We start from the raw sequence: 17109 nt of genomic DNA, 5'->3' as shown, positions 1-17109 counted from the left end.
CCATGAAAAGTCTTAAGTTCGCATTCCTGCTGGCGGCGGCCGCGATCCTGACCGGTTGCGCGCACCCGGTAATGATTTCTCCCAAGCTCGATCAGATCGCCTTGCCAGCCGATGCCAAGCCGAAGAGCCAGGCCAAGGTGGCCTACTTTATCCCGGCCGACTTGCTGGCGCAGGAGGTCGTGACTCCGGGCGGCGGCGGCGACAAGGTCACCTCTTATCCATACCGCGACCTGGAGACCAGCTTCTACAAGATGCTGAGCAATGTGTTCGATGGCGCCATCAAGGTGAAAAGCGCCGATGATCGCGAGGCCATGGCAGCCAAAGGGATCAGCTACCTGATCACGCCGACCATTACGGTCAGCTCCGATTCGTCCAGCGCCTTCACCTGGCCGCCGACCGACTATACCGTCAACCTGCAATGCGAAATCAAGGACAAGAACGGCAAGCTGGTCGATACCAGGAAGGCGACCGGCAATGGCCAGGCCACATTCAGCGAATTCAAGGCAGATGTCGGACTGTCCGGAAAGCGCGCGGCCGAAGCTGCCATGCTGAAGATGCAGAACGAATTGCTCAATGCGCAATTGCCAGCGCTTAACTGAGCTGCTGCAGCCATAAAAAAACCGCCCCGAGGGGCGGTTTTTTGTTCGAACCGAAGATCGATTACTTGATCTTGGTTTCCTTGTACATCACGTGCTTGCGTGCTTTAGGATCGAACTTCATGATTTCCATTTTGGAAGGCATGGTGCGCTTGTTCTTGGTCGTGGTGTAGAAGTGACCAGTACCAGCGGTCGATTCCAGCTTGATCTTGTCGCGGCCAGTTTTTGCCATGATTCAGCTCCCTATTAAACTTTCTCGCCACGTGCACGCATGTCGGCCAGGACGGCGTCGATGCCGACCTTGTCGATTACGCGCAGACCGGCGTTAGACAGACGCAGGGAGACCCAGCGGTTTTCAGATTCAACAAAAATACGACGGTTCTGCAGGTTTGGCAGGAAACGACGCTTGGTTTTGTTGTTTGCGTGGGAAACATTGTTGCCGACCATCGGCTTCTTCCCAGTAACTTGGCAAACACGTGCCATGGCACACTCCTTGAATTACTTCCGAAATTGGAAAAACAAGAGTATATGGAAATTTCTCAAGATTTTCAAGCACTTGCGAAAAACAATTGTGTCACATTAAAACGCAAAATTTAACAATTAGATTTGACCATGTTCTGCGAAGGAATGCACTTGGTGCCCGGCAACGACAAAGTGGTCAAGAATCCGTATATCCACCAATGCCAAAGCCTGCACCAGCGCCCGTGTCAGCAGCACGTCCGACTCGCTCGGGGCGGGCGACCCTGACGGGTGGTTATGGGCCAGCATGACGGCTGCGGCATTGCGGGCCAGCGCTTCCCGCACCACCTCGCGTGGATAGACGCTGGTATGCGTGAGCGTGCCGCGAAACAATTCGCAGGCTTCGATCAGGCGGTTTTTGACGTCCAGGAACAGGACGTGGAAGGATTCATAAGGCTGGCCGGCCAGCGAGAGGCGCAGGAAGTCTTTCACGGCATGCGGCGAGGAAAGCTCTTCGCCGGCACTCATTTCCTCGGAGATCGCGCGGCGTGCCAGTTCTACTACAGCCTGCAGTTGGGCGTACTTGGCGGCGCCCAGGCCCGGCATGGCGGTGAAGTCGGCGCGGCTGGCGTGGATCAGGGCGCGCAGGGAGCCGAAGCGCCCCAGCAGGTCGGTCGCCAGCGCCACCGCATCCTTGCCGGGAATGCCCACCCGCAGGAAGATCGCCAGGAGCTCGGCGTCGGACAGGGCCTGCGGCCCGGCTTTTAACAATCGCTCGCGCGGGCGCAGTTGTTCGGGCCAGTCGGAAATTGCCATGGTCACCTCCGTCGCCCATTATCTGGCGCGGGAGGAGGGGGCAATTTGCGCTGGGTCAGGTTTTGCGCAGGTCTAGGGGCGGGCCGCAGCGCCGTGCGCCGCGCGATGGCTTACAATAGAGGTTTGCCCGTCACCAGAGTTGTTTCCATGTCTAACGTTGTCACTGCTTCGGCTTACCTCACCCTGCATTACCGCCTTGCCTCCCTGGATGGCGCCAATATCGTTTCCACCTTCGAAGGCAACCCTGCCACGTTGATGCTGGGCCAGGGCCAGTTGGCGCCTAACCTGGAAGCGCTGCTGATCGGCCTGCCTGAAGGCACGCACAAGGTGTTCGAACTGGCGCCGGGCGAAGGCTTCGGCCCGCGCAACCCGGACCTGGTGCAGGCCGTGTCCCGTGCTACGCTGGAAGAAAATTCCGATCCGGACAATGAATACAAGATTGGCGACCTGGTCGACTTCAACGCGCCCAAAGGCGGCCGCTTTGCCGGCGTGCTGCGCGAACTGCGCGACGACGTTGCCATCTTCGACTTCAACCACCCGCTGGCTGGCCAGCCGGTGAAGTTTGAAGTGAACCTTATCTCTGTGCTGTAAAAGAACATGGACAAAGAAATCCTCCTCGCCCAGCCGCGCGGCTTCTGCGCCGGCGTTGACCGCGCCATCGAGATCGTCGAGCGCGCGCTGCAGCAGTTTGGCGCGCCGATCTACGTGCGCCACGAAATCGTGCACAACGCCTATGTGGTGGAAGACCTGCGCGCCAAGGGCGCCATCTTCATCGAAGAACTGGACGATGTCCCGGCCGGCAATACCCTGGTGTTCTCGGCGCACGGCGTGTCGAAAGCCGTGCGTGCCGAAGCGGAATCGCGCGGCCTGTCGATCTTCGATGCCACCTGTCCGCTGGTGACCAAGGTGCACGTGGAAGTGGCCAAGATGCGCAAGCAGGGCTGCGAGATCATCATGATCGGCCACGACGGCCATCCTGAAGTCGAAGGCACCATGGGCCAGACCGACGAGGGCATGTACCTGGTCGAAACCGTGGAAGATGTGGCCGGCCTGCAGGTCAAGAATCCGGACCAGGTGGCCTATGTGTCGCAAACGACACTTTCCGTGGATGATACGGCACAAATCATCGAAGCCCTCAAGGCAAAATACCCGAATATTATTGAGCCGAAAAAAGGCGACATCTGCTACGCCACCACCAACCGCCAGGAAGCCGTGAAATTCATGGCGCCGCAGGTGGAAGTGGTGATTGTCGTGGGCTCGCCAAACAGCTCCAATTCGAACCGCCTGCGCGAAGTAGCGGAGAAGAAGGGCACCCCGGCCTATATGGTGGACAACGCGGCCCAGATCGATCCGGCCTGGCTGGAAGGCAAGCTGCGCGTCGGCGTTACCGCAGGTGCTTCGGCGCCGGAAGTGCTGGTTGATGCGGTCATCAACCGCCTGAAGGAACTGGGCGCGAAAAGCGTGCGTACCCTGGAGGGCGTCGAGGAAGCTGTGACTTTCCCGCTACCAAAAGGGCTTGAAGGACGCAGCGCATAAAATTTAATTTAGAATATTGCGGATTTTCCACGATTAGTTTTTCGGAAACCTCGCTATCATGGCGAACGCTTCCAAACGGCGGCACCACGAGGGAAACCTTGGGTGCCGTTTTTTATAGTTCTAAAGGGCATACTCGATGGATACCTTTATCCAACAAATTCTTAACGGCCTGGTGCTGGGCAGTATGTATGCGCTGGTCGCCCTCGGTTATACGATGGTGTACGGCGTGCTGAACCTGATTAACTTCGCCCACGGCGACGTGCTGATGATCGGCGCGATGATCGGCCTCTCCATCCTGAATTTGTTGGGCGTGTATGCGCCTGGCCTGCCGGGCTATGTCCAACTGGGCATCGCCATTATCGGCGCGATTCCGGCATGTATGCTCGTGAATATCCTGATCGAGCGCATCGCCTACCGCCGCTTGCGCAACGCGCCGCGCCTCGCTCCGCTGATCACCGCCATTGGCGTGTCCTACCTGCTGCAGACCTTCGCCATGATGATCTGGGGCCGCAACCCGCTGCCATTCCCGCAACTGCTGCCGACCGAACCAATCATGGTGGGCGGCGCCGTGATCACGGTGACCCAGGTGCTGCTGCTGGTGCTGGCTGCCATTTCGATGTTCGGCCTGGTGATGCTGGTGGAGCGCACCCGGATGGGGCGTGCAATGCGCGCCGTAGCCGAGAATCCGCGCGTGGCCGGCCTGATGGGCGTGGACTCGAACAAGATCATCGTCGCAACCTTCGCGATCGGCGCGGCACTGGCTGCCGTGGCAGGCGTGATGTGGGGCGCCAACTATGCCTCCATCCAGTTTGCGATGGGCTTCATGCCTGGACTGAAGGCTTTCTGCGCTGCGGTGCTGGGCGGTATCGGCAATATCTACGGCGCCATGATCGGCGGCATCGTGCTGGGCATTATCGAGGCTCTCGGCGCCGGCTATATCGGTGAACTCACCGGCGGGTTCCTGGGTTCGCACTACCAGGATATCTTCGCCTTCATCGTACTGATCCTGGTGTTGACGGTGCGTCCGTCCGGCATCATGGGCGAACGCGTGGCCGACCGCGCCTGATGGGGACGTGACTATGCTGAACTTTAACATTCAAAAAAATCCAAAGCAGGCCTACATCAGTTTGGCGCTGCTGTTGGCCGCGTTGATCATCTTCCCGTTCGCGGCCGCCCCTTTCGGTAATTCGTGGGTGCGTATTGCCGACCTGGCGCTGCTGTACATCATGCTGGCCGTGGGCCTGAATATCGTGGTGGGCTTTGCCGGCCTGCTGGACCTGGGCTACATCGCGTTCTACGCGGTGGGCGCTTACATGACCGGCCTCCTGGCATCGCCGCAGTTCGCGACCGTGCTGGAATCGTTGATCAACATGAATCCCGCCGTTGGCGAGGCGCTGGCGGCAGTGTTGGGTGAAGACATCCGCACCAACGGCATTCACCTGTCGGTATGGGTGATCGTGCCGATGGCTGCTGCCCTGGCGGGCCTGTTCGGTGCGCTGCTCGGCGCGCCGACCCTGAAGCTGCGCGGCGACTACCTGGCCATCGTGACGCTGGGCTTCGGTGAAATCATCCGCATCTTCATGAACAACCTGAATGATCCGGTCAATATCACCAACGGCCCGCAGGGCATCAACCTGATCGACCCGATCCGCGTGTTCGGCGTGAACCTGGCCGGCGAGCAGGGCTCGCGCGCCACGGTGTTCATCGGCAGCTTCTCGATGCCTTCGGTGAACGCCTACTACTTCCTGTTCCTGGTGCTGACTATCGCGACTGTGTTTGTCACTTCGCGTCTGCAGCACTCACGCCTGGGCCGTGCCTGGGTGGCGATCCGCGAAGACGAAATCGCGGCAAAGGCAATGGGCATCAATACGCGTAACGTGAAGCTGCTGGCGTTTTCGATGGGCGCAACCTTCGGCGGCGTGGCTGGAGCCATGTTCGCTTCCTTCCAGGGCTTCGTTTCGCCGGAATCGTTCTCGCTGACCGAGTCGATCGCGGTGCTGGCGATGGTGGTGCTGGGCGGCATCGGACATATTCCGGGCGTGGTGCTGGGCGGTGCGCTGCTGGCGGCGCTGCCGGAAATCCTGCGCCATGTGGTGGAACCGCTGCAAATGAAACTGTTCGGCAAAGTGCTGATCGAATCCGAAGTGCTGCGCCAGTTGCTGTACGGCCTGGCCATGGTGGTGATCATGCTGACCCGTCCTGCGGGCCTGTGGCCTTCGCCCAAGCATGAAGAGCGTCCGGATGCGGACTCGGACTCCAAAGGCCAGTCGACCGGCGTCATGGCAGCATGAGGTTAGTAGAGATGAACGAACAAGTAATCCTGAATATCGAAGGCGTCAACAAGCGCTTCGGCGGCCTGCAGGCGCTGACCGACGTGCGCATCAAGATCAACAAGGGCCAGATCTACGGCCTGATCGGTCCCAACGGCGCCGGCAAGACCACGTTCTTCAACGTGATCACCGGCCTGTACCAGCCGGACACCGGCACCTTCGAGCTGGCCGGCAAGCCATACTCGCCATCCGCTCCGCATGCGGTAGCCAAGGCAGGCATTGCCCGCACCTTCCAGAACATCCGCCTGTTCGGTGAAATGACCGCGCTGGAAAACGTGATGGTGGGGCGCCACGTGCGCTCGCACCAGGGCGTGTTCGGCGCCATCTTCCGCCACAAGGCTGCGCGTGAAGAAGAGGCGGCAATCCGCAAACGCGCCCAGGAGCTGCTGGACTTCGTCGGCATCGGCCAGTTTGCCAGCCGTACCTCGAAGTACCTGTCATACGGCGACCAGCGCCGCCTGGAGATCGCCCGTGCACTGGCGACCGATCCGCAGTTGCTGGCGCTGGACGAACCGGCGGCCGGCATGAACGCGACCGAGAAACTGGCGCTGCGCGAACTGCTGGTCAAGATCAAGAACGAAGGCAAGACCGTGCTCCTGATTGAGCACGACGTGAAGCTGATGATGGGCCTGTGCGACCGCATCAGCGTGCTGGAATACGGCAAGCTGATTGCCGAAGGCTTGCCCGCCGAAATCCAGAGCAATAAAGCAGTGATTGAAGCCTATCTGGGAGGAGCGCACTGATGGGCGCCAATGTACTGAAAGTTTCGGGCCTGAAGGTCGCCTACGGCGGCATCAAGGCAGTCAAGGGAATCGACCTGGAAGTCAACGAAGGCGAACTGGTCACCCTGATCGGCGCCAATGGCGCCGGCAAGACCACCACGCTGAAGGCGATCACAGGCACCCTGCCGCCGTGCAAAGTGGAGGGCACCGTGGCCTATATGGGCCAGTCGCTGAAAGGCTCGCAGTCCTTCCACCTGGTGGAGAAAAAGCTGGCGATGGTGCCGGAAGGCCGTGGCGTGTTCACCCGCATGACCATCACCGAAAACCTGATGATGGGCGCCTACACCATGAACGACAAGGCCGCGATTGCAGCTGATATCGAGAAATGGTTCGGCGTGTTCCCGCGCCTGAAAGAACGTGCTTCGCAGCTGGCCGGCACCCTGTCCGGCGGCGAGCAGCAGATGCTGGCCATGGCGCGCGCGCTGATGTGCCATCCGCACCTGCTGCTGCTGGACGAGCCTTCCATGGGCCTGTCGCCGATCATGGTCGAGAAGATCTTCGAAGTGATCCGCGACGTGCACAAGCAGGGCATCACCATCCTGCTGGTGGAACAGAACGCCAAGCTGGCGCTGCAAGCGGCCAACCGCGGCTATGTCATGGAATCCGGCTCGGTCACCATGACCGGCAACGCGGAAGACATGCTGCACGACCCGCGCGTCAAGGCCGCCTACCTCGGCGAATAATACTGAAGAGCAGGGCGGCGAAGCGTTCGATGTCGACGTTGCCGCCGCTGATCAGCACACCCACGCGCTTGCCGCGCAGTTCTTCCCTCATCTTTCGTGCTGCCGCGAAGCCCAGGCAGCCGGTCGGCTCGACGACGATCTTCATGCGCGAGGCGAAGAAGCGCATCGCGTCCACCAGTTCCGCATCGCTGACGGTCAGGATGTCGTCCACGTCGCGCTGGATGATGGGGAAGGTCAGCGAGCCGAGGTGCTGCGTTTGCGCGCCATCGGCGATCGTCTTCGGCGTATCGATATGCACGATCGAGCCGCTGCGGAACGATTGCTGCCCGTCGTTGCCGGCTTCCGGCTCCACGCCGTACAGCTTGCACTTCGGCGACAGTGCGCGCGTCGCCAGCGCGGAACCCGAGAGCAGGCCGCCGCCGCCCAGGCAGACGAAGAAGTAATCAAGCTCGCCCACTTCCTCGAACAGTTCCTTGGCCGCAGTGCCCTGGCCGGCAATCACGTCGGCATGGTCGTAAGGCGGAATCAGCGTCATGCCCTTTTCTTCAGCCAGCTTGCGGCCGATGGCTTCGCGGTCTTCCTTGTAGCGGTCATACGTCACCACGTTGCCGCCGTAGCCGCGCGTGGCGGCGATCTTCGATGCCGGGGCGTCTTCGGGCATGATGATCGTGGCCGGAATGCCCAGCAGCTTCGCCGACAACGCAATCGCCTGCGCGTGGTTGCCGGACGAGAAGGCTACCACGCCAGCCTTGCGCTGCGCCTCGTTGAAGCGCGAGAGGGCGTTGAAGCCGCCGCGGAACTTGAAGGCGCCCATGCGCTGCATGTTCTCGGCCTTGAAGAAAATCTCCGCGCCCAATTCTTCGTTGGCGGTGCGGGAGGTCAGCACTGGCGTGCGGTGAGCGTGGCCTTCAATGCGGCCGGCTGCCGCGACGACGTCTTCGTATGTGATGCTCATGGTTCTCCTTCCTTACCAGGGCCAGGGGATGTTCTGGCCCATGTTGTTGGCGAGGGCGCGCTCATATAGCATGCGCACCGTGGTGAGGTCCTGCAGGGCGATGCCCGTCATGTCAAAAATCGTGATGTCGCCCGGCGCGCGTGGCGCTGCGCCCGCACGTGCCGCGATCAGTTCGCCAAGTTCCGCTGCCGGCAGCTCGCTGGCCCATTGCAGCTCGCCGATGTGCCGCGCCTGCGGCAGGTCGTCGGCCCATACGCGGGAGCGCTCCAGCAGCCCCGCGGGCAGCTCGCGCTTGCCCTGCGTGTCGGCGCCGACAGCGTTGATGTGTGTTCCCGCGCGCACTGCATCTGCACTGAACAGCATGCCGTGGCCAGGTGTTGTCGTGATGATTACGTCCGATGCCGCAACTGCTGCATCTGCAGCCGCAGTGCGAGCGCCGCCAGCCAATGCGACCTCGCAGCGCCCGGCGAACAGCGCTTCGAATGCAGGGGCTTGCCGGCCATCGGAACTCACATATCGCACGCGCTTGAGGGAGGGCAGGGCGTGCAGCGCATACTCCACATGTCCACGCGCTTGCACACCAGTGCCGAACACGCACAACTGTTCGCTATCGGCTCGCGCCAACAGCTGAAGCCCAAGCGCGCCTGCAGCAGCGGTGCGTGCGGTCGTCACAGCGTTACCGTCGGCGATGCATAGCGGGCGGCCGGTGCGCGGGTCGATCAGCATGATGGTCGCCTGGTGCGCGTCGCCGCCAGCCTCGCGATTGGCAGGCCAGAAACCAGCGGCTTTAAATCCCAGCAGCTCTTGCGATGGCGCATCGCCAGACTTGATGCCGAACACCGCGCTCCCTGGCAGCTCTTCACGCACCAATGGGAAGACGCGCGCGGCACGCGCTGCGTGCAAGGCAAAGGCTTCGCGCACGGCAGCGTACACGTCGTCCGGTTGCAGCAGCGCGGCGACGACGTCGCGGTCCAGTATCAACAGGCGGGCATCGTTATTTCGCATAGTTGTAGACCGTGGCGCGGGAGACGCCCAAGTGGGCTGCGATGGTTTCCATCGAGCGCCGCATTTCCAATAGGCCTGCGTCGCCCAGTTCACGCAGCAGGGCGCGGCGGTCGTCGGCCTTCAGTGCGCGCGGCGTGGTGGAAAGGCGTGCGGCGAATTGTTCGATATGCGCGCGGATCGCATCTGCACCCGCCGCCGGGGCGAGCGACTCGATCACTGCTGCGGCCGGGTCGACGTTACTGAACTGGCCCAGCATCGCCTGCAGGCTGCGGAACAGGTTCAGGTCCACGTTCATGCAAAGCGCTGCAATGTACTGGCCATCGCTGTCCTTGATGCCGACGGAAGTGCTCTTTGCGGGGCGGCCGTCGGGGAAGGTGTTGGGGTAGTTGGCCAGCACTTGCGGGAACGCCGGATCGGCAATCCGCGCCAGGCCCAGCTCCGTCGCCGATTCGCCAACCGTGCGGCCGGACAGGTTGTTATGGATGGCCAGCACGGCATGACCCGGATCGAGCAAGTCGTGCAGCACCACTTCAGTGAATGGCGCCAGCGTCCGGCCAAGTCCATCGGCCACATGCTTGATCTGGTCCAGCAGATGCTGCTGTTCGGGAGTGCGTTTTGTCATTAAGACAGATTATCTCGTTTTAGATTAAATGTAAACGAGGCCGCGCTTGGTTGGGCAACTGATCCAGCGGCGTAAACAAAAAAAAGCCCCGGACTTTGCCGGGGCTCGGGAAGGACACCCGCTGAGAGGAAACCACGGATGCCGAGGAGACCTGCGTACAGCGATGCCGCCGGCCGCTGGGGCCGGCGGGTAGATCAATTACTGCTTCTTGGCGCCGTTGGCCGCAGCAGCGGTGAACTGGTTCACGGCAGCGTTCACGTTGGCTTCGAAGGTTTCAGCAGCAGCCTTGGCGCTCTTGGTGAACTGCTCGTAGCCGGCGTTGGCGTTGTTCAGGGCGGACTTGAACAGGGCCACGGCGCTTTCGCTGCCGGCTGGGGCGTTCTTGCTCACTTCGTCAACCAGGGAGATCACCTTGCGGTTGGTCTCGGCGATCTGGCTTTCGGCGGCCTTGCTGAATTCAGCGCCGGTGCCGGTTGCGATCGATGCCAGGTGACGGCCGTAAGCGATGGCTTTCTCTGCAACTGGCTGGGCCTGGGCAGCGGTCAGCGTGAAGAACTCTTGCGGGTCCTTGGCAGCCAGCAGCTGCTTGGTAGCGACCGACGATTCTTCCAGCGATGCCTTGGCAGCGGTGATGTTCAGATCGACGAACTTCTCAACGCCTTCGAAGGCTTTGTTGGTCAGCGAAGAAAAGAGTGCGAATTGGCTTTCGAAGTTTGCCTTGGTGGCATTAGAAAACTGCTCAGGAATCGCAAACATTTGACTCTCCAAATAAGTGAATTAGTCGTTGGAACTTGATGTTTCTGCAACGGAAAACAACGCATTGTGCAACGCAACAAAGGCGATTATCCGGGTTCGGGAATCAAAGTCAAGCAGTTTTTGTGCATTGCACAAAGTAACCAACTTCCTGTTGGTAAAGGGTTTCTGGCCAGAAAAGTCATAATTATTGCTGCCCAGCAGGGCATTTGGCCTCGGTGCTAGAATCGCCGGATGCGCTCCCTCTTTTCTCCTATCCCCTTATTCTTCGTTTTCCTCTGGAGTACCGGGTTTATTGTGGCCCGCTATGGCCTGCCTTATGCGCCTCCTCTGACCTTCCTGCTGCTGCGCTTCCTGGGTGTGTTGGCGATCCTGGCGCCGGCCGTGTTGGTGCTGCGCGCGCCGTGGCCGAAAGGGAAGGTTGGCCATGTGGCGGCCGCCGGCCTGTTGCTGCAGGCCGGCTACCTGAGTGGAGTCTGGTGCGCCATCAAACTCGGCATGCCGGCCGGGCTGTCAGCCCTCATCGTGGGCATGCAACCTATCCTGACGGCTTTTGCTGCACCGTTGATTGGTGAGCGGGTGCGTCCGCGCCAATGGCTTGGACTGGCATTCGGACTGGGCGGGGTGGCCCTGGTCGTTTACGCGAAGATCACGCTGGTTGGACTCAGTTGGCAGGCGATTGCATTGGCTGTCTTCGCCTTGTTGTCGATTACGGCCGGTACGCTCTATCAAAAGCACTTTTGTCCCAAGTTCGACCTGCGCACTGGCACCGTGATCCAGTTCGCCACTTCGTTTGCCGCGGTCCTGCCTTTTGCCTGGCTGCTGGAAGACATGGATTCGATTCGGTGGACGCCGCAATTCCTTGGCGCCTGGGCCTGGTCCGTGCTCGCCCTGTCCATCGGTGCGATCTTCCTCCTGTTTGCGCTGATCCGCCGCAGCGACGCGACCCAGGTCACAAGCCTGCTCTATTTGACACCGCCCACCACGGCCATCATGGCCTGGGCCATGTTCGGCGAAGTCCTGAACTGGATGGGCGTTGCCGGTATGGCGCTCGCAGTGATTGGAGTAATATTTGTGGTTAAGCAACCCAGATAGGCGACAATCATGATCAGCTCCCCAGCACAGCAGGCCGTCGACGCGGCCATCACCTCGCGCCGTTCGATCCGCGCATTCCTGCCAACCCCGGTGCCGCGCGAAGATATCGAAGCCATCCTGGAAGTGGCTGCACGCGCACCGTCCGGCACCAATACCCAGCCCTGGCAAGTCTATGTGTTGACTGGCGCCATGAAGGAAGCCCTGTCCGCCAAGATCCTGGCCGCCTATGCCGACCCCGAGCAGAACAAGCTGCACAGCGAGGAATATGCGTACTACCCGCGCGAATGGGTCTCGCCCTACATCGACCGCCGCCGCAAGGTAGGCTGGGACCTTTACGCGCTGCTTGGCCTGACGCGGGAGAACAAGACCGGCATGGCCGCCCAGCATGGCCGCAATTTCGAGTTCTTCGATGCGCCGGTTGGCATGATCTTTACCATCGACCGCATCATGGAACAAGGGTCCTGGCTCGATTATGGAATGTTTTTGCAAAATATCATGGTGGCCGCGCGCGGCCGCGGACTCGATACCTGCCCGCAAGCGGCTTTCACCCAGTACCACCGCATCATCAGCGAGGTGCTGGGCCTGCCGGCCAGCGAAACTGTTGTATGCGGGATGTCGCTTGGTTTTGCAGATAGTGGCAAAATTGAAAACACGTTGGTTACCGAGCGCGAGCCGATTGCCAAATTTGTTAAATTTATGGAGTGAACAAGCTTTCGTTGTAGCCCCGCATCACTATGGGAAATGTGTATTGTGGGGCTGAAAACATTGGTGAAGAAAAGTCCGATTTTGCTTGCGCAGTAAACTGATTTTGCTACACTGCAACTAGCGATTCTGCTGTTTCACACCGGGGAATGACGAATGAACAAACTTGCTATCAGCGTGCTTGTGTCCTTGCTTTGCGCATCGGCTTCAATGGGATCTGCACAAGCGGCCGTCAAGAAAGCTGGTACCCGTTACGCTGCCCCGGCGACGAAATCCCAAATGGTCAAGCGCAGCGTCATTGTGCGTGGCCGTAACAAGATCGTTTACCAGCGCGTGACCAAAGTGCCCGACGTCAGCCGTCCGACCATGGGCGACCTGGCGGGCCTGAACCTGACGCGTGATCCGCTGGACCTGAAATCGAACGTGGCCCTGGTCCTGGACCAGGCCAACTCTGAAGTCCTGTTTGAAAAGAACGCCGGCGTGGCTTTGCCGATCGCCTCGATCACCAAGATGATGACCGGCCTGGTGGTGGTGGAAGCCAACCAGGACCTGGATGAAGAGCTGACCGTGACCGACGAAGACGTCGACCGCGAGAAATTCAGCTCGTCCCGCCTGAAAGTGGGCGACCGCCTGACCCGCCGCAATATGCTGCACATCGCGCTGATGAGTTCGGAAAACCGCGCTGCCTCCGCCCTGGGGCGCAACTATCCGGGCGGCTTGCCTGCTTTCGTGCAGGCGATGAATGAAAAGGCGCAGTCGCTGGGCATGAACGACACCCATTATGTCGATTCCAGCGGCCTGTCCAAGATGAATGTGGCCAGCGCACGCGACCTGGCCAAGCTGGTGCAGGCTGCATACGAACACCCGATCCTGCGCGAATTCTCGACCGACCCGAAAGCCGTGGTGGAAAACAGCGGCCGTCCGGTAACCTTTGGCACCACCAACCGCTTGGTAGCGCCGAACTCGGGCTGGGAAATCGGCTTGCAGAAAACCGGCTTCATCAACGAAGCCGGCCGTTGCATGATCATGCAGGCCATGATTGAAGGCCGCGCCGTCATCATGGTGCTGCTGGATGCCAAGGGCACCGCAGCACGTGTGGCCGACGCCACCCGCATGAAGAAGTGGTTGGCCGCGCTCAAGCCAACCTTCGGTGAAAACGTCAGCGGCGCCAGCACCAGCGCCCAGTCTTACTCGGGTATGTAACCCAGGGTTGCGGAGATCTGGTTGGCGGTATTGACCAGGTCTTCCAGCCAATCATCCTGCAGCCGGTCCGCCGGCGCAGAAATCGACAAGCCTGCTACCAGTTTGCCGGAATCGTCGCGGATGCCGGCCGCCATGCAGCGCACGCCCAGTTCCAGTTCCTCATTGTCACGTGCATAGCCGCGTGCACGCACCAGGCTCAGTTCGCGCTCGAGGCGGGCCAGGTCGGTAATCGAATTCTTGTTGTGGCCGGCCAGCCCGGTGCGGGTGGCATAGGCACGGATCGCCTTTGGCTCGTCCACCGACAGGAACAGCTTGCCGGTCGACGTCAGGTGCAGCGGGCCGCGAGCGCCGATGGCGCGTACCACCTGCATGCCCGAGCGTTCGGAGTAGGCACGGTCGATGTAGACGATCTCGTCACCCTGGCGTACAGACAGGTTGATGGTCTGCTGTGTTTTCTTGTGCAGGGCACGCATCGAATCGAGCGCAGCTTCGCGCACCGACAGGCGGCTCTTCACCACATTTCCGAGTTCCAGCAGGCGCATGCCGAGGCGGTAGGTGCCGGGCTCGACACGGTCGACAAAGCGGGTCACCACCAGGTCGTTCAGGATACGGTGGGCGGTGGAAGGGTGCAGGCCGGAGACCTTGGAAAGCTCCTTCAGGCTGACCGGATCGGGGTATTTCGCCAGGGCGTCAAGCAGGGCCGTCATGCGGTCGATCACCTGGATGGTCGTTTTCGGCTCCTGCGGGGGCAGGGTTTCGCTTTTCATGATGTGGTTGGTGCAGTGCGGTATAAGCAGACTTATTTATACCATGATGTGAAAAAAATGGGAATTCTGTCGCTATAATCCGTGTCCATGGAACCTACTAGTGAATTTAAAAGCAAGAGCGGCCTGAAACGCATTTTTTCGGCCTTTTTTTACTCCCTCGAAGGCCTGCAGACCGCCATCCGCTCTGAACACGCCTTCCGCCAGGAACTCTTCGTTTTCGTGGTCGGCACCATTGCTGCCCTGTTGTTGCCTGTTTCTGCCTTCCAAAAACTGGTGTTGATTGGCAGCATGGTCATCGTGCTGATCGTCGAGCTCATCAATTCTGCGATTGAAGCCGTGGTGGACCGCGTTTCGCTGGAACGCCACCCCTTGTCCAAGAATGCCAAGGACTTTGGCAGCGCCGCCGTGCTGCTGGCTTGCCTGCTGTCGGGCGCAACCTGGCTGGTGGTGCTGGTCAATCGCTTCTATTAATTACTTTCCGGTATAACGAACGAAGAAAACATTCGTTCGCATTTATATAAGGGGCAGTTAATCTGGCATCTCCAAACACAAAAGGGGAAACCAGATGCTGTCCAGGAAACTGATTGCCGCCGCCTTGTTCGCCACTGCCGCAGTGGCGCAGGCAGCCGACGTGAGCTTGCTCAACGTCTCCTACGACCCAACCCGCGAACTGTACCAGGACGTCAACACCGCCTTCGCGAAGGAATGGAAAGCCAAGACCGGCGACAACGTGAAGATCAAGCAGTCGCACGGCGGCTCGGGCAAGCAGGCACGCGCCGTGATCGACGGCCTGGAAGCCGATGTGGTCACCCTTGGCCTGGCCTACGACATCGACGCGATCGCCGAAAGGGGCCTGGTGAACAAGGACTGGCAGAAGCGCCTGGCCCATAACGCCACCCCCTACAGCTCCACCATCGTTTTCCTGGTCCGCAAGGGCAACCCCAAAGGCATCAAGGACTGGAACGACCTGGTCAAGCCTGGCGTGGCAGTGATCACCCCGAATCCCAAGACTTCCGGCGGCGCCCGCTGGAACCACCTGGCCGCTTACGGCTACGCCTTGCGCCAGCCTGGCGGCAGCGATGCCACGGCCCGCGAATTCCTGAAAAAACTGTACAAGAACGTACCCGTGCTCGATTCCGGCGCGCGTGGCGCCACCACCACCTTTGTGGAGCGCGGCATCGGCGACGTGCTGATCGCCTGGGAAAACGAAGCCCTGCTGGCGATCAAGGAACTTGGTCCGGACAAGGTGGAAATCGTGGCGCCTTCGGTGTCGATCCTGGCCGAACCGCCGGTCGCTGTGGTCGATAAAGTGGTCGACAAGCGCGGCACGCGCAAAGTGGCCGAGGCCTACCTGAACTTCCTGTACACCGACCAGGCCCAGGCCATCATCGCCAAGAACTACTACCGCCCGGGCATCGAGAAAGAGGCGAAGAAGTACGCCGCCCAATTTCCGAACGTGAAGCTGTTCAAGATCACCGACGTCGCCGGCGACTGGACCACCGCGCAGAAAACGCACTTTGCCGACGGCGGCGTGTTCGACCAGATCTACCAGCCAGGCGCCAAGGTCGCCGGCCAATAACACGCAACGGAGGGCCGCATGGCGATCCAACAACTGAACCAATTCCGCGTCCTGGTCGCGCCAGGCCTGCATAACAGCGGGCCCGATCACTGGCAATCCCGCTGGCAGCGCCTGTACCCGCGCTTCCAGCGGGTAGAGCAGAAGCGCTGGAGCGATCCGGTCCTGCTGCGCTGGGCCGACCGCCTGGATGAAGTACTGGACGAGGACCGCCGCCCGACCCTGATCGTTGCACACAGTTTCGGCTGCCTTACCACCGCATTGAGCCTGTCGCGTTCAACCTCCCCCCACGTGGCGGGCGTCTTGCTGGTGGGGCCTGCCGATCCCGACAAGTTCCAGGTCAGCTCCTTGCTGCCGCACGGCGAACTGCCTTGCCCATCGATCATGGTGGCCAGCACCAACGACCCGTGGATGACGGTGGAGAAAGCCGAGACCTGGGCGGAGCGCTGGGGCAGCGACTTCGTCAACGCCGGAGCGCTGGGGCATATCAACGCTGAATCGGGCTTGGGCGACTGGCGGTTTGGCCAGCGCCTGCTGCAAGTCCTGGCGCAGCGCGCATCGAATTTAACAACGGAGAAGAAGAATGAGTTTACGCCTTGGCGATACCGCACCGGACTTCGAACAGGATTCCAGCATTGGCAGCATCAGGTTTCATGAATGGGCAGGCGATTCCTGGGTCGTCCTGTTCTCGCATCCGGCCGACTTCACGCCGGTCTGCACCACTGAACTGGGCCTGACCGCCAGGCTGAAGCCGGAATTCGACAAGCGCAACGTCAAGGCCGTCGCACTGTCGGTCGACCCGGCCGACAAGCACAAGGAATGGATCAAGGATATCGAGGAGACGCAGCAAACCGTTGTCGGTTTCCCGATCATCGCCGACGCCGACCGCAAGGTGGCCGAGTTGTACGACATGATCCACCCCAACCAGTCGGCCACCGCCACCGTGCGCTCGCTGTTCGTGATCGACCCGGCCAAAAAGGTACGGCTGCAGATCACCTATCCGCTCAGCACTGGCCGCAACTTCGATGAAGTGCTGCGCGTGATCGATGCCCTGCAACTGACGGACGGGTACACCGTCGCCACCCCGGGCAACTGGAAAGATGGCGACGACGTGATCATCCCGCTCACCGTGCAGGATCCGGAAGTGATCAAGCAGAAGTACCCGGCGGGCTACAAGGCCCCGCGTCCTTACTTGCGCATTACGCCGCAACCGAACAAGTAAGTTCGCG

At 60.6% G+C, this 17109-nt stretch carries 22 protein-coding genes; 14 read left to right on the top strand and 8 right to left on the bottom strand.

Features of this window, described 5'->3' with window-relative positions:
- Positions 1-2: 2 nt before the first annotated feature.
- The gene (locus tag ACN9MY_RS25395) at positions 3-599 is read left to right on the top strand and encodes a hypothetical protein (protein WP_426319015.1); all 597 of its coding nucleotides are present in this window, start codon (positions 3-5) and stop codon (positions 597-599) included.
- 61 nt (positions 600-660) lie between these two features.
- Here the strand turns inward: ACN9MY_RS25395 and rpmG are convergent, their stop codons facing one another.
- From rpmG to radC, 3 genes are all read right to left on the bottom strand, one after another.
- Positions 661-831: a 50S ribosomal protein L33 gene (rpmG, locus tag ACN9MY_RS25390; protein ID WP_028101815.1), complete on the bottom strand. Its 171-nt coding sequence runs from the start codon at positions 829-831 to the stop codon at positions 661-663.
- An 11-nt stretch (positions 832-842) separates the two neighbouring features.
- Positions 843-1079, bottom strand: coding sequence for a 50S ribosomal protein L28 (rpmB, locus tag ACN9MY_RS25385; RefSeq protein WP_008451488.1), 237 nt, complete (start codon positions 1077-1079; stop codon positions 843-845).
- A gap of 117 nt (positions 1080-1196) precedes the next feature.
- Positions 1197-1871 carry a RadC family protein gene (gene radC / locus ACN9MY_RS25380; protein ID WP_426163980.1) on the bottom strand — a complete coding sequence of 225 codons (675 nt, stop codon included), beginning with the start codon at positions 1869-1871 and terminating at the stop codon, positions 1197-1199.
- Positions 1872-2018: 147 nt separating this feature from the next.
- Here radC and ACN9MY_RS25375 point away from each other — a divergent pair, with 147 nt between their 5' ends.
- From ACN9MY_RS25375 to ACN9MY_RS25350, 6 genes are all read left to right on the top strand, one after another.
- Positions 2019-2462, top strand: coding sequence for an FKBP-type peptidyl-prolyl cis-trans isomerase (locus ACN9MY_RS25375; protein WP_426163978.1), 444 nt, complete (start codon positions 2019-2021; stop codon positions 2460-2462).
- A gap of 6 nt (positions 2463-2468) precedes the next feature.
- Entirely contained in the window at positions 2469-3407 is a 939-nt protein-coding gene (gene ispH / locus ACN9MY_RS25370; RefSeq protein WP_426163976.1) for a 4-hydroxy-3-methylbut-2-enyl diphosphate reductase, read from the top strand.
- A gap of 136 nt (positions 3408-3543) precedes the next feature.
- On the top strand, positions 3544-4473 hold the full coding sequence (locus ACN9MY_RS25365) for a branched-chain amino acid ABC transporter permease (RefSeq protein WP_426163973.1): 930 nt from the start codon (positions 3544-3546) through the stop codon (positions 4471-4473).
- Between the two features lie 13 nt (positions 4474-4486).
- Positions 4487-5698 carry an ABC transporter permease subunit gene (locus ACN9MY_RS25360; RefSeq protein WP_426336303.1) on the top strand — a complete coding sequence of 404 codons (1212 nt, stop codon included), beginning with the start codon at positions 4487-4489 and terminating at the stop codon, positions 5696-5698.
- Positions 5699-5709: 11 nt separating this feature from the next.
- On the top strand, positions 5710-6480 hold the full coding sequence (locus tag ACN9MY_RS25355) for an ABC transporter ATP-binding protein (protein ID WP_426163969.1): 771 nt from the start codon (positions 5710-5712) through the stop codon (positions 6478-6480).
- Positions 6480-7202 (top strand): ABC transporter ATP-binding protein, encoded by a 723-nt coding sequence (locus tag ACN9MY_RS25350; protein ID WP_426163967.1) that lies wholly within the window; start codon positions 6480-6482, stop codon positions 7200-7202. Before ACN9MY_RS25355 ends, ACN9MY_RS25350 begins: the two co-directional genes overlap by 1 nt.
- Here ACN9MY_RS25350 and ACN9MY_RS25345 read toward each other — a convergent pair.
- The 4 genes from ACN9MY_RS25345 to phaP form a co-directional block, all read right to left on the bottom strand.
- Positions 7177-8157, bottom strand: a complete 981-nt coding sequence (locus ACN9MY_RS25345) for a threo-3-hydroxy-L-aspartate ammonia-lyase (RefSeq protein ID WP_426336302.1) — start codon at positions 8155-8157, stop codon at positions 7177-7179. The genes ACN9MY_RS25350 and ACN9MY_RS25345 overlap by 26 nt on opposite strands.
- A gap of 12 nt (positions 8158-8169) precedes the next feature.
- Positions 8170-9162: an ornithine cyclodeaminase family protein gene (locus tag ACN9MY_RS25340; RefSeq protein WP_426336301.1), complete on the bottom strand. Its 993-nt coding sequence runs from the start codon at positions 9160-9162 to the stop codon at positions 8170-8172.
- Positions 9152-9784: a helix-turn-helix transcriptional regulator gene (locus tag ACN9MY_RS25335; protein ID WP_426336300.1), complete on the bottom strand. Its 633-nt coding sequence runs from the start codon at positions 9782-9784 to the stop codon at positions 9152-9154. Before ACN9MY_RS25335 ends, ACN9MY_RS25340 begins: the two co-directional genes overlap by 11 nt.
- A gap of 198 nt (positions 9785-9982) precedes the next feature.
- Entirely contained in the window at positions 9983-10540 is a 558-nt protein-coding gene (gene phaP / locus ACN9MY_RS25330; protein ID WP_426163959.1) for a TIGR01841 family phasin, read from the bottom strand.
- Between the two features lie 231 nt (positions 10541-10771).
- On the opposite strand from phaP, the gene ACN9MY_RS25325 reads away from it, so the two are divergent.
- The 3 genes from ACN9MY_RS25325 (at position 10772) to ACN9MY_RS25315 (ending at position 13537) form a co-directional block, all read left to right on the top strand.
- The gene (locus tag ACN9MY_RS25325) at positions 10772-11632 is read left to right on the top strand and encodes a DMT family transporter (protein WP_426336299.1); all 861 of its coding nucleotides are present in this window, start codon (positions 10772-10774) and stop codon (positions 11630-11632) included.
- 9 nt (positions 11633-11641) lie between these two features.
- Positions 11642-12337: a nitroreductase gene (locus tag ACN9MY_RS25320; protein WP_426319010.1), complete on the top strand. Its 696-nt coding sequence runs from the start codon at positions 11642-11644 to the stop codon at positions 12335-12337.
- Between the two features lie 153 nt (positions 12338-12490).
- Positions 12491-13537, top strand: a complete 1047-nt coding sequence (locus ACN9MY_RS25315; RefSeq protein WP_426163953.1) for a serine hydrolase — start codon at positions 12491-12493, stop codon at positions 13535-13537.
- On the opposite strand, the gene ACN9MY_RS25310 is transcribed toward ACN9MY_RS25315, so the two are convergent.
- Positions 13522-14304, bottom strand: a complete 783-nt coding sequence (locus ACN9MY_RS25310; protein WP_090441755.1) for an IclR family transcriptional regulator — start codon at positions 14302-14304, stop codon at positions 13522-13524. The genes ACN9MY_RS25315 and ACN9MY_RS25310 overlap by 16 nt on opposite strands.
- An 87-nt stretch (positions 14305-14391) precedes the next feature.
- Between ACN9MY_RS25310 and ACN9MY_RS25305 the strand changes: the two genes are divergently transcribed.
- From ACN9MY_RS25305 to ACN9MY_RS25290, 4 genes are all read left to right on the top strand, one after another.
- Positions 14392-14775 carry a diacylglycerol kinase gene (locus ACN9MY_RS25305; RefSeq protein ID WP_426163951.1) on the top strand — a complete coding sequence of 128 codons (384 nt, stop codon included), beginning with the start codon at positions 14392-14394 and terminating at the stop codon, positions 14773-14775.
- Between the two features lie 94 nt (positions 14776-14869).
- Positions 14870-15883, top strand: a complete 1014-nt coding sequence (locus ACN9MY_RS25300) for a sulfate ABC transporter substrate-binding protein (RefSeq protein WP_426319007.1) — start codon at positions 14870-14872, stop codon at positions 15881-15883.
- 18 nt (positions 15884-15901) lie between these two features.
- The gene (locus ACN9MY_RS25295; protein WP_426319006.1) at positions 15902-16537 is read left to right on the top strand and encodes an RBBP9/YdeN family alpha/beta hydrolase; all 636 of its coding nucleotides are present in this window, start codon (positions 15902-15904) and stop codon (positions 16535-16537) included.
- Positions 16464-17102, top strand: a complete 639-nt coding sequence (locus ACN9MY_RS25290; protein WP_426336298.1) for a peroxiredoxin — start codon at positions 16464-16466, stop codon at positions 17100-17102. Before ACN9MY_RS25295 ends, ACN9MY_RS25290 begins: the two co-directional genes overlap by 74 nt.
- The last annotated feature ends 7 nt before the right edge of the window (positions 17103-17109 follow it).

It is taken from the genome of Pseudoduganella sp. R-31 (assembly GCF_049913235.1).
Classification (GTDB): Bacteria; Pseudomonadota; Gammaproteobacteria; order Burkholderiales; family Burkholderiaceae_D; genus Rugamonas.
The sequence above is the reverse complement of the archived record's forward strand: the minus strand, read 5'-3'. Positions and strand labels throughout refer to the sequence as shown.